The organism is Arthrobacter sp. 147(2020), from assembly GCF_013116715.1.
Classification (GTDB): Bacteria; Actinomycetota; Actinomycetes; order Actinomycetales; family Micrococcaceae; genus Arthrobacter_D.
The window spans coordinates 16,728-30,980 of record NZ_JABFOM010000013.1; the positions used below are offsets into that span (position 1 = coordinate 16,728).

General features: G+C 63.5%; 15 protein-coding genes. 11 read left to right on the plus strand and 4 right to left on the minus strand.

Annotation, left to right across the window (positions count from 1 at the left end; all coding sequences use genetic code 11):
- Positions 1–98 precede the first annotated feature (98 nt).
- The 8 genes from HMI58_RS10270 (at position 99) to HMI58_RS10305 (ending at position 7,879) form a co-directional block, all read left to right on the plus strand.
- The gene (locus HMI58_RS10270; RefSeq protein ID WP_171619546.1) at positions 99–935 is read left to right on the plus strand and encodes an NAD(P)-dependent oxidoreductase; all 837 of its coding nucleotides are present in this window, start codon (positions 99–101) and stop codon (positions 933–935) included.
- A gap of 13 nt (positions 936–948) precedes the next feature.
- Positions 949–1,506, plus strand: coding sequence for a tripartite tricarboxylate transporter TctB family protein (locus HMI58_RS10275; protein WP_171619548.1), 558 nt, complete (start codon positions 949–951; stop codon positions 1,504–1,506).
- A 7-nt stretch (positions 1,507–1,513) separates the two neighbouring features.
- Positions 1,514–3,019, plus strand: a complete 1,506-nt coding sequence (locus HMI58_RS10280) for a tripartite tricarboxylate transporter permease (protein WP_171619550.1) — start codon at positions 1,514–1,516, stop codon at positions 3,017–3,019.
- Between the two features lie 53 nt (positions 3,020–3,072).
- A complete protein-coding gene (locus tag HMI58_RS10285; RefSeq protein ID WP_171619552.1) occupies positions 3,073–4,071 on the plus strand; it encodes a tripartite tricarboxylate transporter substrate binding protein in 999 nt (332 codons plus the stop codon).
- Positions 4,072–4,734 (plus strand): methyltransferase, encoded by a 663-nt coding sequence (locus HMI58_RS10290; RefSeq protein ID WP_171619554.1) that lies wholly within the window; start codon positions 4,072–4,074, stop codon positions 4,732–4,734.
- Between the two features lie 73 nt (positions 4,735–4,807).
- Positions 4,808–5,602: an IclR family transcriptional regulator gene (locus HMI58_RS10295; protein ID WP_205208084.1), complete on the plus strand. Its 795-nt coding sequence runs from the start codon at positions 4,808–4,810 to the stop codon at positions 5,600–5,602.
- Positions 5,603–5,615: 13 nt separating this feature from the next.
- A complete protein-coding gene (locus HMI58_RS10300) occupies positions 5,616–6,782 on the plus strand; it encodes an MFS transporter (RefSeq protein ID WP_171619556.1) in 1,167 nt (388 codons plus the stop codon).
- Positions 6,783–6,805: 23 nt separating this feature from the next.
- On the plus strand, positions 6,806–7,879 hold the full coding sequence (locus HMI58_RS10305) for an Ldh family oxidoreductase (protein ID WP_171619558.1): 1,074 nt from the start codon (positions 6,806–6,808) through the stop codon (positions 7,877–7,879).
- Positions 7,880–7,923: 44 nt separating this feature from the next.
- On the opposite strand, the gene HMI58_RS10310 is transcribed toward HMI58_RS10305, so the two are convergent.
- Entirely contained in the window at positions 7,924–9,330 is a 1,407-nt protein-coding gene (locus tag HMI58_RS10310) for an acetamidase/formamidase family protein (RefSeq protein ID WP_171619560.1), read from the minus strand.
- A 248-nt stretch (positions 9,331–9,578) separates the two neighbouring features.
- Between HMI58_RS10310 and HMI58_RS10315 the strand changes: the two genes are divergently transcribed.
- Positions 9,579–10,523 (plus strand): energy-coupling factor ABC transporter permease, encoded by a 945-nt coding sequence (locus HMI58_RS10315; protein WP_171619562.1) that lies wholly within the window; start codon positions 9,579–9,581, stop codon positions 10,521–10,523.
- A 67-nt stretch (positions 10,524–10,590) separates the two neighbouring features.
- Here HMI58_RS10315 and HMI58_RS10320 read toward each other — a convergent pair whose 3' ends face one another.
- Together HMI58_RS10320 and HMI58_RS10325 are read right to left on the minus strand one after the other, a co-directional pair.
- Positions 10,591–11,319 carry a VIT family protein gene (locus HMI58_RS10320; protein ID WP_171619564.1) on the minus strand — a complete coding sequence of 243 codons (729 nt, stop codon included), beginning with the start codon at positions 11,317–11,319 and terminating at the stop codon, positions 10,591–10,593.
- Positions 11,320–11,375: 56 nt separating this feature from the next.
- The gene (locus HMI58_RS10325) at positions 11,376–11,840 is read right to left on the minus strand and encodes a DUF1801 domain-containing protein (protein ID WP_171619566.1); all 465 of its coding nucleotides are present in this window, start codon (positions 11,838–11,840) and stop codon (positions 11,376–11,378) included.
- Positions 11,841–11,980: 140 nt separating this feature from the next.
- Between HMI58_RS10325 and HMI58_RS10330 the strand changes: the two genes are divergently transcribed.
- A complete protein-coding gene (locus HMI58_RS10330; RefSeq protein ID WP_171619568.1) occupies positions 11,981–12,424 on the plus strand; it encodes a helix-turn-helix transcriptional regulator in 444 nt (147 codons plus the stop codon).
- 4 nt (positions 12,425–12,428) lie between these two features.
- A complete protein-coding gene (locus tag HMI58_RS10335) occupies positions 12,429–12,839 on the plus strand; it encodes a VOC family protein (RefSeq protein ID WP_171619570.1) in 411 nt (136 codons plus the stop codon).
- A gap of 57 nt (positions 12,840–12,896) precedes the next feature.
- On the opposite strand, the gene HMI58_RS10340 is transcribed toward HMI58_RS10335, so the two are convergent.
- Entirely contained in the window at positions 12,897–14,201 is a 1,305-nt protein-coding gene (locus HMI58_RS10340) for a cation:proton antiporter (RefSeq protein ID WP_171619572.1), read from the minus strand.
- Positions 14,202–14,253 lie beyond the last annotated feature (52 nt).

Genomic DNA, 14,253 nt, shown 5'->3' on the forward strand with positions numbered 1-14,253 from the left:
CCTGGGGCACGTCATGCTTATTACCAGCAGGTGGCAGGACTTACCATAGAATGGTAAGTCGCAGATTCCACTCTCGCAATGAAGCAGAAAGGAAACACATGCACTGCGCAATTATTGGATTGGGTGAAGCGGGATCCCGCTACGCCACCGCTCTAGCAGCCGCCGGTCACACCGTGACCGCCTACGACCCCCGGAATGTGCCCACACCTGCCGGGGTTGACTTGGCCACCTCGGAGTCCGCCGCCGTCTCGCCCGCCGACCTGGTCCTCGTCCTGACTTCGGCCGCCGTCGCTCGGAAGGTCGCCGAGGCTTGCGCACCACACCTGAAGTGCGGATCGATCTACGCGGACATGACATCCTCGGCCCCCGCGGAGATGGAAAGCCTGGCCAAAGACATCGAGGCAGCGGGGTCCCGCTTTGCCGACGTCGCCATCCTCGGACCGGTGACCATCGCCGGCGCCGCAACGCCGCTGATGATCAGCGGGCCAGGCGCCCTGGAGTCCGCTGAGGTCTTCCGCGCCCTGGGCGCAACCGTTGACACGCTCGACGCTCCGGCCGGTGCCGCGATGGCCCACAAGCTCCTCCGCAGCGTCTTCATGAAGGGCCTAGCCTGCCTTGTGGTCGAGGCTGTCGCCGCGGGTGAGGCGGCGGGCGCCACCGACTGGATTCGCAACGAAGTGGCCAAGCAGCTCGCCAATGACGGCCAGACGGTCATCGACCGGCTGCTCACCGGCACCCGCCTCCACGCTGAACGTCGCGGATTCGAGATGATCTCCGCCCGCGATTATCTTTCCTCCTTGGACGTCGGCACCGAAATGACGACAGCGACAGTAGCGTCGCTGGAACGTCTCGCCCGGGAGGGCGCGCCAGACACCGCTAGCCCCGGGAATACCGACGATGAGCCCACCCTGGCGCAGAACACTGCGAAGGCCTGATGAGGTGATGACCGTGTCCCACTCAGCTCCCCCCACACAGACCACCGAACCAGCGGGCTCCACCAGAATTCTGATGATCGCCACCCCCGCTGCGCTGATGGTGCTTGCCCTCGCCGTGATCTTCACGAGCAATGGACTAGGTTACTGGACCACGCTCGGCCCAGGCCCCGGGTTCTTCCCCTTCTGGATCGGTATCCTGTTGGGGACCTCCTCCTTGGTCTGGCTCGTTCAGGCGCTCCGGGGAAACCCCAATGTTGTCCCCCAGCCCGAAGAAGCGGTCATTCCCGACACCGCCGTCCTCAGCACCGCGCCCACGGCGAAGAAACGGCCCATCTGGATTGTCCTCCTGAGCCTGGTGGCCGTAGCTAGCTTGCTGGAAATCCTGGGCTTCCAATTGAGCATGTTCGCGTTCCTGCTTTTCCAGCTCAAGTTCCAGGGCGGACGCAAGTGGGTGAGCTCGCTGATCATTGCTGTCGCGGGAAGCTTCGGCGTCTACCACCTCTTTACGGATCTACTTCAGGTGACCCTGCCGACGTCGTCCATTGGTCTCCTCGACAGTCTGGGGCTCTGAGACTCTTATGGACGCCATAAACAACCTCATGTTGGGCTTCGGTGAAGCCCTCACCCTGCAGAACCTGATGTTCGCCTTGATCGGCTGCCTCGTCGGCACAATGCTCGGCATCCTGCCGGGTATCGGTGCCACCGCCGGCATCGCCATCCTCATTCCGCTCACCCTGAACATGGAACCGGTGTCGGCGATCATTATGCTTGCCGCCATCTTCTATGGCACCGCCTACGGCGGAACCATCACCTCGGTGCTGCTCAACATCCCCGGTGAAAGCGAATCGGCGATCACCTGTATCGACGGTTATGCGATGACCAAGAAGGGCAAAGCCGGTGTTGCCCTCACCATGGCAGGCATCGGATCATTCTTCGGTGGGATCGTTGCCACTATCGGTTTGGCGCTCGGAGCTCAGGCCCTCGCCGGAGTGGGTCTGATGATCGGGCCGCCCGAGTTCTTCGCCCTCGTGATCGTGGGTCTCTCCTTGCTGGTGGGACTCGTGGGCAAATCAATCGCTGCGGGCCTCATCTCTGCTTCGATCGGGTTGCTCATCGCGATGGTGGGCATCGACCCAGTAGCCGGTCTACCGCGCTTCACCTTCGGCTCCGCCCATCTCTTCGACGGTTTGAACTTCGTCCCGGTGATCATCGGCATCTTCGGGTTGGGCGAACTCCTCGACAACCTCGTGGCACCCACCCTTCGCCCGAGGGCTCCACGGCTCCGCGAGCTGATCCCCGGCAGGACTGATCTGCGCCGCGGCGGGGTCGCGATGCTCCGTGGGACTGCTATTGGTGTGCCGGTGGGCCTGGTCCCGGGCATCACCAACGCCATCTCATCACTGTTGTCCTACAGCGTCGAAAAGAAGGTGGGCCGCTACCGTCATGAGCTGGGAACCGGCGCCATCGAGGGCGTCGTCGGGCCGGAGACCGCCAACAATGCGCACTCCAGCGCATCGCTCGTTCCCCTCTTCGCCCTCGGCATCCCGGCAACCCCGGCGATTGCCGTTCTGATGGGCGCGTTCCTGCAGAACGGCCTCACCCCTGGCCCGTTGCTGTTCGATCAGGAGCCTCTGCTGGTGTGGACGATCATTGCCAGTTTCTTTATCGGCAACATCATCCTGCTGATCCTGAATGTCCCACTGGTCGGCTTGTGGACCCGGGTGCTCTCCATCCCGCACGAGGTCCTGGTGGCCCTGATCTTCGCTTTCCTGATCATCGGCTCCTACTCGGTGAACAACAGCGTGATCGACGTCTTCATCATGATCGCGTTCGGCATCGTTGGCCTGATCTTCCGCCGTCTGAACATCCCGCTGGCTCCCCTGGTGCTGGCCGTGGTGTTGGGCCCGTTCCTCGAATCGGCGCTTCGCCAGTCGCTTCAGCTGTCCCAGGGAAGCTTCGATATCTTCTTCACCCGTCCAATCACGCTGACCCTGCTGATCATTGCCGCCCTGATTTTCATCGGTTCGATCGCAGCAAGCGGCTTCAAGCGGAAGTCGCTGATGCCTAGCGACGCCGAAAGCTAAGTCCCATACCCTCCCGTTCCACCCTCAAGAACCAATCCTTTAGGAGTTCGACAATGCGTAAGTCAATCACTTCACTATCAGGTGCAGCGCTGCTCCTGATCTCCGTTGCAGCCTGTGGCGATGCGTCGGGATCATCCGATGGCGAAGCCAGCGCAAACTACCCCGAGGAGAACCTCACCATGATCGTCGGGTACGGTCCCGGCGGGAGCACCGACGTCGGCGCACGCCTGATGGCCGATGCCCTGGAGGACGAACTCGGCGTCAACGTGGTCGTCGAAAACAAGGAAGGTGCCGGCGGCCAGGTGGGTCTCACCGCGGTGGCCAACGCAGACTGCGATGCCTACACATTCGGCACCGCGAACTTCCCCTCCGCGATCGTGTCCGTGCTCGACGAAAGCCGCGGCGCAACCTATGACCGGGAGAGCTTCGCCCCAATCGCTTTGCAGGTCGTTGACCCGACGGCGATCGTTGTCGCTCCGGACAGCCCGTACGACACGATCGACGACCTCCTCGCAGCCGCCGAGGAAACCCCCGGCGAGCTCCTGTACACGACCACGGGCGTCGCCAGTAACGAGCACTTCGCCATGGTCGCTGTGCAGGAAGCCACCGGCACCGAGTTCGCCCCAGTGCATTTCCCTGACGGCGGTGGGGCACCGAAGACCGCCTTCCTGGGCGGGGAGGTCGATGTGTATGTCGCCAACGTGAGCGACGTCGTCGACATGCCAGAAGCTGATCAGGGCAAGATCATCGGCATCATGGACGAAGAGCGCAGCCCCTTCCTGCCAGACGTGCCTACGTTCACCGAAAGCGGGCACGACGTCGAAATCTCCTCCTCACGCGGCTTCGCCTTCCCCTCCTGCGCACCAGAAGAAGCCGTAACCACGGTGTCCGATGCCATTGGCACGATCATGGAAAGCGAAGACTTCCAGACGAAGATGACCGATCTTGGCCTAGCCCCGACCTACCGTGACGCTGAGGAGTATTCCGAGTACTGGACCGAAACCCAGGAAACTTTCGAGACCCTGTTCCCACTGGTTCGTGAGGAAGGCTAGATGAACGCGTTTGCGACCGTCCCCGTGTACGTCCACGAACCGCTCTCCCCAGAGTTGAGGGAACGCCTGTGGGCCCTGCCGACGGCGAACATCGGCGATGCGATGGAACGCCTCGGAGTCATGGACCCCGCCATTCACCCCGTGTGGAACGGTGCCCGGTGCGTGGGGACCGCCCACACCGTCTGGACGCGCGCCGGCGACAACATGTACATCCACGAAGCGCTGACGACCGTCCAACCGGGCGACGTCTTCGTCGTCAGCGGGCAGGCAGATGAGACCCGGGCACTGATCGGGGAACTCATCGGCGGGAAAGCGAAGATCCGCGGAGCTGTGGGCTTTGTGATCGACGGCGCCGTCCGTGACGCACCCGGGCTCGAGGAATACCAGATGCCCGTCTTCGCGCGCTCCGTCACGGCTGCAGGACCCTACAAAAATGGGCCAGGCGTGGTCGGGTCGACCGTCGCAGTGGGTGGTGTCCCGGTAAACCCTGGAGACATCATCGTTGGCGACGCGGATGGCGTCGTCGTCATTCCAAGGGTGAACGTCGACCGTGTGGTCGCCGCGGCCGAAGCTAAACGTGACGCGGAGCAGGCCACCCGGGACGGGATCGATGCCGAGCTAGGTGCCCAGGGCGCCAGCACCAAAGTTGATGCGCCGGGCTAGAGTGAATGATTCCCGGCTGGCCTCTGGCCAGCCGGGAGCACCCGGCCTCTGATAATCAGCTGAAAGAGACACTGTGGCACCGAACGATCAGTCACCCATGCGTTCATTGGAACGCGCTTTCGATGTACTGGCCGTGCTTGAGCAGAACATCCGCCCTCTCCGACTTACCGACGTCGCTCAACGGGCCGGACTAGCCGTAAGCACAACCCAGCGCATCCTTAACGTCCTGGAATCGCGCGGCCTCGTCGAGCGGGACGAGTCAACTTACCAACTAGGTGTCGGAACCGTTCCCATGGCGCACGCCTTCCTGCGTGGTAACCGGCTGAGCGCCGCCGCTACTCCTGTCCTGCAGGAACTTGCCGCCGCGACCGGGCTAACAGCCTCGCTCTTCGTTCGCTCCGGCCTAAGCCGTATTGTGGTTGCTCGTGTCGAGGGCGAACAGCCCCTCCGCTATGCCCTCCCCATCGGCGAACGCCTGCCCCTGCACCTGGGTGCTGGCCGGATGCTGGCAGCGGGAATGTCCGATGCGGAGGTGGATGACCTGCTGGACACGGTCGGCGACATTCACATGCAATCCGGCATAAGACTGACTGCCGACGAATTTAGGGCTTCACTCGGGGCGATTCGCTCAGACGGGTACCTCGTTGCGCACAGCGAGCGGGCCATTGGCGTGACCTCGGTGTCCGCCCCCGTGTTCAGTGCGGCTGGCCGAATGGTGGGAGTGGTCATCGTCAGTGGACCGGATGCGCAGATGACCGATACCAAGGTGGGCGAGGTGGTCTGGGAAGTTCGTCAGGCAGCCAGCTCCATCGGGCAGCGGCACCTCAGCGCCCCGGAACCGTCAGCCACACGTACCCCGGGTCGCTAATGGGCGTGGGCGGATGACCGGGCGGGGGTCTTCTGCCGCGTTGTGGCTGATCTTCGCCCAGGCAATCATTACCCAAGGCATGGCCTTCACGGTACGCCCTACGATTTCGTACCAGGGACTCGAGATAGGAATCGCTCCGGCGTGGCTGGGAGCACTTGCGGCGACCTACGCTGCCGCCCCACTGCTGTGTGCCCTTCTGGTCGGTCAGGCAACAGACCGCTTTGGGCCCAAGAAGATCATGGTGGTCGGTACCCTTCTCATGGTGCTGTCCGGCGGTGTGCTGACCTTCTTGGGCGGCACGGTGACCATCCTCATTGTGGGCAGTGTCTTGCTGGGGGTCGGTCATCTCATGGCCGTAATCGGGCAGCAAGCCGCGGTCGCCGGGCTTGCGAGGCCGGGCAGGCTGCAGGACGCGTTCGGCCACTACACTCTTGCCGGATCGCTTGGACAAGCGCTCGGCCCAGGCCTGATCGCCATTTTCGGCGTAGGTGCCACCATTCCCGACACAGGAGCGATCTTCGCCGTCGCGACTGCTCTCATGGCCATTTCGTTGGTCCTGGCGATAGTCCTTCCCACACCTCGCGTGCCGGTGGGGCCCAAGGACCTGCGGCCGGCGAGCTGGTCCGAACTGCTGCGGATAAAGGGCCTGGTTCCCGCGATCACCATCACTGCGATTGTGCTCGCGGCCGTTGACATTACCCTCATCTATCTTCCTGTTCTTGGCGCCGAACTGGGCATCAGTGCAGGAACGGTCGGCCTTCTCCTATCCATTCGCGCCGCATCCTCGATGATCTCCCGGCTCTTCCTGGGAAAGCTGGTCCGGCTGCTCGGCTCGAATCGGCTTCTTTTCTTCAGCCTGATCATGGCTGCACTATCGATGGCGCTGATTCCATTAGGGATGCCTGTTTGGGGATTGACCGTGCTGCTCGTCCTCCTGGGATTTGGCCTGGGCATTGGCCAGCCCGTGACGATGGCGTGGTTGGCAGCAGCGGCACCTCCCGGCAGCCAAGGACGAGCCATGTCCCTCCGAATCGGCGGTAGCCGGCTGGGCCAGATCATCTTTCCGACAGCTGCTGGCGCAGTGGCCGCGGGATTCGGAGCTTCGGGCGCACTGTGGGGTATTGCGGCAGCCCTTGGAGCGGCGGGATACATCTCGGCCAGACATCCACTGAAGACTTGACCCCCAAGCAGATAGGCACCGTCATGAACCTGTATCAAGCCGAAACCGTTGAGGACCAAATTCTTGCCGTATTGAAGATGTGGGGGATGGGTGACGAGGTCGCTCACACGACGGCGAGCGTCATGGTCGAAACCGACCTGTGCGGCATCGATTCCCACGGCATCTCCATGCTTCCTGGATACCAGCGACTCATCGATCTGAAGCAGTTGTCTGTCGACGGTGCCATCTCAGTGATCCGTGAGAATCGCGGCACGGCGGTGATCGATGGCGGCAACAATCTGGGCCATTCAACGATGGTGGCTGCCATGAATCTGGCAGGCTCAAAAGCCGCCGAGTATGGGGTGGGAGTGGTCACCGTGCGACGATCCCACCACTTCGGTGCGGCCGGCTACTACGCGAAGCTTGCAGCCGACAAAGGTCAGATCGGTCTGGTTACCTCCACCACCCGAACCAAAGCCGTGGTCCCCACGCGAGGCGCTCGGCCCCTCCTGGGTACCAATCCCCTAGCTTTCGCAGCGCCGAGCAGTGATCCGGATGCCCCCTTCGTGCTCGACATGTCGACGAGCACCGTCGCCGTCAACAAGGTCAAGGTGTATGACTATCTCGACAAGGATCTGCCCGCAGGGTGGGTTCTAGACGAGAACGGAGAGCCGGTCACGGATTCCCGCGATGCGTACCGGCGACTCCGCAACCAGGAGTCCGGCGGGTTGAGCCCCCTGGGTGGTTCCGAGGCACTGTCGAGTCACAAGGGGTACGGGTTGGCCGTGATGGTGCAGATCCTCGCCGGGGCCTTAGCCGGTGCAACCTTCGCACCGCTAAAAAGCCCCGGCGAGAGTGACGACATTGGACACTTCTGCCTTGTCATCGATCCCGGGGCCTTCGGCCACCCCGATGACTTCACAAGGTCCGTCTCACAAATCCTGGACACCCTGCGGGAGGAACCTTCGGCGATACCAGAACGTCCAATCCTCGTGGCCGGTGACCTGGAACGACAGGTGCGCGCCGAGCGGCTGAGCACCGGTATCCCCCTCAGCCCTGCGTTGGTGGATCAGATCAAACAGATCTGTGCGCAGGGCGGAATCCCGTTCCTGCTTTAGGGTCAGGGAGATCTGATCCATTGCAGCGCCAGGCCTAGCGACCGTTACCCGAAGTCGGCCTTCCTGATCAGCCCGTGGACGCCGACCGTGCGGTCAACGACCTGCGATACCGCGAAGTCCGCAGCCGCGGAGAGGTAGGCGTACGCGACGGCCCGGTCCATGCCCCGATCGTTCTGCAGGAAATCCAGGGCATTGACGATGGCCCGGCGCATCGCGACGTTCAGATCCCCGCTGACCCCTCCACCATCCAGACCATCAGGATCCGACAGTCCGATCGGGATCCAGGACTCGCTGGTTTCCCCGAAGGGATACGAGTAGGCAACTGAGGGAGCATCCCCGGATCCGGGCTTGCATACGGTCAACCGGAAGGTGCCGCGCAGCGACCCTTCCATCGCGGTCAGGGCCACCTCGCCGTCGCCCATTCCCATGTGCGGATCGCCGACATAGAACAGCGCCCCATCGGCCTTGACCGGCAAGTAGAAGGTCGACCCGGCACCCAGGTGTCGGATATCGATGTTGCCGCCACCAAGCGTGGGTGGCACCGAATTCGCCTCCGGTGAGGTCAGCCCATCGGTTTCGGCGAAGGCCACACCCATCATGCCCATGAAGGGACGCAGCGGGAACCGGACGGACATGTCGCCGCTTCTCATGACCCCCTTGCCGTCTTCGATGGCCGTGAAGACTGAGACGTTGCCGTAATCCGAGGGGACGCCGGAGGACCTGTTGTCGGTGTCCACGGGAGGCATGACTTCCTCAAGGCTGATGCCGGCCGGCGGCTGGACCTCCGGCTGCACCGCAAGCCCGCCCTTGCCGTGCCTGCTGGAGACTACCCCGTACGGAACTCGCGGCACAGCTTCGAGCGTTTCGATCTTCAGCACGTCACCCGGCCGCGCCCCTTCGACAGCCACCGGGCCGGTCACGATGTGTGGCCCGTCGACGTCGAAGTCCCGCGGCGTGCGGTTGTACTCGGCGGCGATACTCACAGCGTCCTGCAGGATGCTGCTTTCGGGGACCCCCAGTCCACCGAAGTACTCCAGCGGGTTCCGGCCCTGGTCCTCGAGAATCCCTTCGTGGGACATGGCGTCGATGGTGACCGTCTGGCCGGAGCGGATGGTCATCACCGGCGTGGCATGGACCGTCGGCACGTACCCCCACAGGACATCCTCGGGGGTGGAGGCCAGGTAGGCGTCGCCCATGATCGTGCCACTGTTGGGTTGCAGGATCTGCCCAAACCCACTCACCGATCCTGCCTTTCCGCCACCGCCGGAAGACCCGGCCGCTGCCGGCACCGCCGCCAGTGTGGAACCACTCGACCCTGCTCCCACCGCCTGCGACGAGCACGCAGTGACCGCTGTCAGCGTTCCGAACGCCGCAACCACTCCCATGAACTTTCGCCGGCCCAGCCCCTTGACCAGGGTTTCGGCTGCTTCCCTATTGAAACTGTCACTCATGATCATTTCCCTCCGCAGGTCGTTTTGCCGACCGTACTGAGGGTTTGTTTCAGGCGAATTTCTGGTAGATGTCTCCCAGTCGTTGGAGAGATGCTGCTGATGACGGTGCGGTCACGGGTGATCGGGGACTGTGACCCCGCAGAAGTTCGCGAAGGTGCTTACCCGGCCGTATTCCATTGGAAACACCGAGGTGCCACGATCTTCTCAAGTGGCCTGGAAAGCCGGGCCTGCGGTGGAAGGTCTTACCCATGCATCTGCCGGATCACTTCCTCAGCCCCGTAGTCAGTGCATCCGCCGCCGTGGTGGCAGCGGGCGGCGTGACTTACTCCCTGCACCGGGCCCGCGCAGCAGCCTCGCGGGAACGTTTGGTGTTGGCGTCCGTCACGACGGGCTTCGTTTTCGCGGCACAGATGGTCAATTTTTCAGTTCTCCCAGGTACCAGCGGGCACTTCATGGGCGGGGCTCTTGCTGCCGCACTGCTGGGCCCCTGGCTGGGGATTGTTGTGGTGTCGGCCGTGCTGACCGTTCAGGCGCTGGTCTTCGCCGACGGAGGCCTGAGTGCCCTGGGCGCGAACGTGCTGCTGATGGCGGTGGTGGGGGTCGCCGTCGCCACCGGTCTGACGGCGCTGGTCCGAAAAGTGTCAGGACACCCCCTGCCGCTGCTGGCAGCTGGCCTGGGTGCTGCGCTGTCCGTGCCAGCGTCGGCTCTCGTCTTCTGCGCCCTGTATGCAATGGGAGGTGCTGTGCCAGTAACGCTAAATGAGCTGGTGGCCTCAATGGTGGGGGTGCACGCCTTCATTGGTCTGGGCGAAGCCGCCATTACCGTGGCGGTGCTGGCTCTCGTGATGGCCCTGGCACCGGGTCTGGCCTTCGCGGATGCCCGCGCCTACTCCCCGTCCTCGTTGCTGCCCGGGGTGGCCGGGCTCGGGGCGGCCGCCGTGCTGTGCGGGGCAGTGCTGTCAGTCGCGGCGTCGTCGAATCCTGATGGACTGGAATCGGTGGCAGCCGCCTACAACTTCGCCGATGCGGCGGGATCGCACGCCTTCGCGTCGGCCTGGTTCGCCGACTATGGTGCGGTCTCGGGTATTCCGGTGAGCGTCGTCGGCGTTGTGGGGACCGTGCTCGCCGCACTGGTGGCCGCCGCCGTCATGCTTCCGCTGAAGCGATCGTCGTCGGTGTCCCCGGCCAGTTAGGTTCTGTTGCCGCACCTGTGTCCAAAACTCGCGCTCAGCCTGAACAGGCGGTCAGCCGCGAGAGGTGTTAGACCACGCCCGTAGTGCCAAGCAACGATCCGATCAGGAACGTCGCCGCCAACGCCAGTGCCCCGCCCACGACAATCCGCAGGGTCGGGCGGGTAGCCGAGTTCCCGCCGATCCGCGCACTTCCATACCCCGTTGCGGCGAGGGCAATCAGCACTGCGACGAACGTTGCGGGAACACGCGTACTTTCAGGGAAAAAGAGGATCGTGAGAAGCGGAAGAATGGCTCCGAGAGTGAAGGCCAGGGCAGATGCACCGGCAGCGGCGAGCGGACTCGCCACCGCATCCTCACTCAGCCCAAGTTCTGCCTCAAGGTGGGCCCCCAGGGCATCGTGTCTGGTGAGTTCAACTGCAACCTGATGGGCTGTATCCGGGCTGAGCCCCTTGGACTCGTAGATCCCCGCAAGTTCGATCAGCTCCGCTTCGGGTTCCGTTTCGAGCTCGAGGCGCTCTTTGGCAATCAGGGCCTCCTGGCTGTCTTTCTGGCTGCTCACCGAAACGTATTCCCCCAGCGCCATCGAAATCGCACCACCAACCAGACCGGCGATACCCGCGGTGAGAATGACCGGCGTCGCGGTGGTTGCCCCTGCAACGCCGACGACGAGCGCCGCGACCGAAACGATGCCGTCGTTCGCTCCAAGAACTCCCGCTCGCAACCAATTGAGCCGACCATGAATGGAACTGTCATGGGGCTCTTCATCATGTGCGCCATTGATCTGCGAACTAGTCATGCCCGTAATGTAAGCCCAGCCGTGTTGACGCACCAGCAAGGTTAGCCTGCGGTTAGTTAGCGAACCGCCTTCTTCACCAGCGCGGTGACGGCCTTCTCGGCGTCCTCGCTAAGGTCGCCCACCGCGTACGAGGTGGGCCACAGGCCGGTGTCGTCGTCGAGGTTCGCCTCAGCCGTGAAGCCGAACGTCGAGTACCGTTCCTTGTCCTGGTGTCCGCTCCGGAAGAAGCACACCACCTTCCCCTTCCGGGCGTAGGCGGGCTGGCCGTACCAGAGCTTCGGCGCCAGATCAGGGGCGTTGCTGGTGACGATGGCGTGGATGCGTTCAGCTGCCTCCCGGTCGGGTGATTCCATCTCGGCGATCTTTGCCAGTACGTCGAGTTCCTCTGCAGCCGCCTTGTTGCCGCGGCCCCGGCCGGACTCCTTCTTCAGTTCGGCTGCGCGCTCCTTCATGGCGGCGCGTTCCTCTTCCGAGAAGCCCCCGCCTGGCCCGCTGCGCTGCCCGCTGGTGTCCGTGCTCATAGTGGTCCTCTTCCAGTGATCTTCGGTGGTTCTTCCGACGGTAGCTGCTCCCGACGTCGTCCGCTTCTCCATTCTTGACCGATGAATCTTCGCGGACCGCCACCGGCCCATGGGAGCATCCGTCGTGGCAGGATGACCACATGGCTGTCGATGAAACGAGGCGGTTGCAGGATATCGTGGCGATGCGTCGGGTCCGTGACCGGATCGACCGCGAGTTCGCCCAGCCGCTCAACCTCGAGGAACTGGCCCGGGGGGCTCACATGTCGGCGGGCCACCTGAGCCGCGAGTTCCGGCGGATCTACGGAGAATCCCCCTACTCCTACTTGATGACACGGCGCATCGAACGCGCCATGACCCTGTTGCGCCGCGGCGATCTCAGCGTCACCGAGGTGTGTTTCGCCGTCGGCTCCTCCTCGCTGGGCACGTTCAGCACCCGGTTCACTGAGCTGGTCGGAGTGCCGCCCAGTGTGTACCGCCGTGATCATTCACAGGCCGGAGCGGGGATCCCGCCATGCCTGGCCCGGCAGGTCATGAGACCGGTCAGGAATCGAGAAGCGCCGCTCCTCACACCGGGTCTAGGGTGATCGCATGAACATCACCATTCACTACACCTTCCTTCCCCACACCAATGCCGAGGCGGCCCTGAACTTCTACCGCGACGTCCTCGGGTTCGAGGTCCGCAACGACGTCGGCTACGAAGACATGCGCTGGATCACGGTGGGCCCCGCAGGCCAACCGGGCACGTCGATTGTGCTGCATCCGCCCGCCGTCGACCCGGGCATCACCGACGACGAACGGCGCACCATCCTGGAGCTGATCGCCAAGGGCGCCTACACCGCGATCACGTTCGGCACTGACGACCTTGACGGGCTGTTCGAACGCCTCGCCGCCGCCGGTGCCGACGTCATCCAGGAACCCACCGACCAGGACTACGGCGTGCGCGACTGCGCCTTCCGTGACCCGGCCGGCAACCTGCTCCGCTTCAACCAGCTCGTTTAGGGAAACGGTTCCTGCTGCCTGGACGCTCGGAATGCGGACCGACGCAGACCCTCGTGGCTAGATGGCAGTGGTAGGCGCGGCGTCCTCGGTCCCGGATTCGCGGAGCGCTTTGCGTTTTCGCGCTCTGTCCAGAGCGTTGATGATGGGTGCGGCGGTCACGCCGTGGAGGAGGATGGACATCACAATCACGAGGCCCACAATGCGCCATAGCGCTTCGTCCTCGCTGGCGAACTCCCCTTTGGAGAGTGCGTAGCTGAGGTAGTAGATGGATCCGATGCCTCGGACCCCGAAGAAAGAGATGACGCCGCGTTCCCAGGGACCGGTGGTTCCTCGGGCGAGACTGATCCAGGCGGCGATGGGCCGCACCAGGAGCAGGAAAGCGAGTGCCAGCAGGATTTCGTTGATGGTGACCCCTGCCAACAGGCCTCGAGCAACTGCGCCGCCCAGGAGAACGAGGACCACCACGGTGAGGAGGCGCTCGAGCTGCTCGATGTAGCTGTGCAGGACTCCGTGGAACCCATGGGTCTGCTCCGCCGAACGGATGGTCACCGCGCACACGAAGACCGCGACGAATCCGTACCCCTCGATCATCTCTGTGGCGCCGTAGGTCAGGAACGTTGCTGCGAGCGCAACGAACCCCTCCGAGTGACTCGCCATCCGCGCGCTTTCGATACTGGACCGGAAGAAGATCCGGCCCAGGAGCTTCCCCATCCCAAACCCGAGCAGGCATCCGATGCCGATCCGCCAGAGGACATCCAGGGCGAAAAACTCGGGGAACCAGGCCGAGGGTGCAGCACCGACCAGGCTTATGGCAATGGCGAGGTAGACGAAGGGAAAAGCCAGGCCATCGTTCAGCCCCGCCTCGGAGGTCAGACCAAACCGCACCTCGTCCTCGGATTCGAGGTCTTCCTGCGTTTCGGAGGGCTCCCCGACCTGCACTTCCGATGCCAGCACCGGGTCGGTCGGTGACAGAGCAGCAGCGACCAGGATCGCCCCGGCCAGTCCCAGGCCGAGCATCCACATCCCCAGCACGGTGAAAACGATCAGGCACAGCGGCATGGCGATACCCAGCAACCGCCAGGTGGTGGCCCACCTCTTGCGTCCCACTTTCCTGTCCAGGGCCAGTCCTGCACCCATGAGTGAGACGATCACACAGATTTCACTGAGATGGATGGTGATATCGCTGTACGCGATAGGGTCCGGATCCGGGAGGTCCGTGGCGAAGGTGAACGTCAGGAAGCCGGCGGCCAGGAACATCATCGGCATTGACACCGGAGCACGCATCAGCAGGCGGGGCAACAAGGCAGCGGCGAATACCGCAATCCCAGCGGCAACAAACATCAGACTTGGCGCTTCGAACACCGGTGCCTCTTTCCGTATGTGGATCGGTGCACCCTTTACGAACCATGTCAGT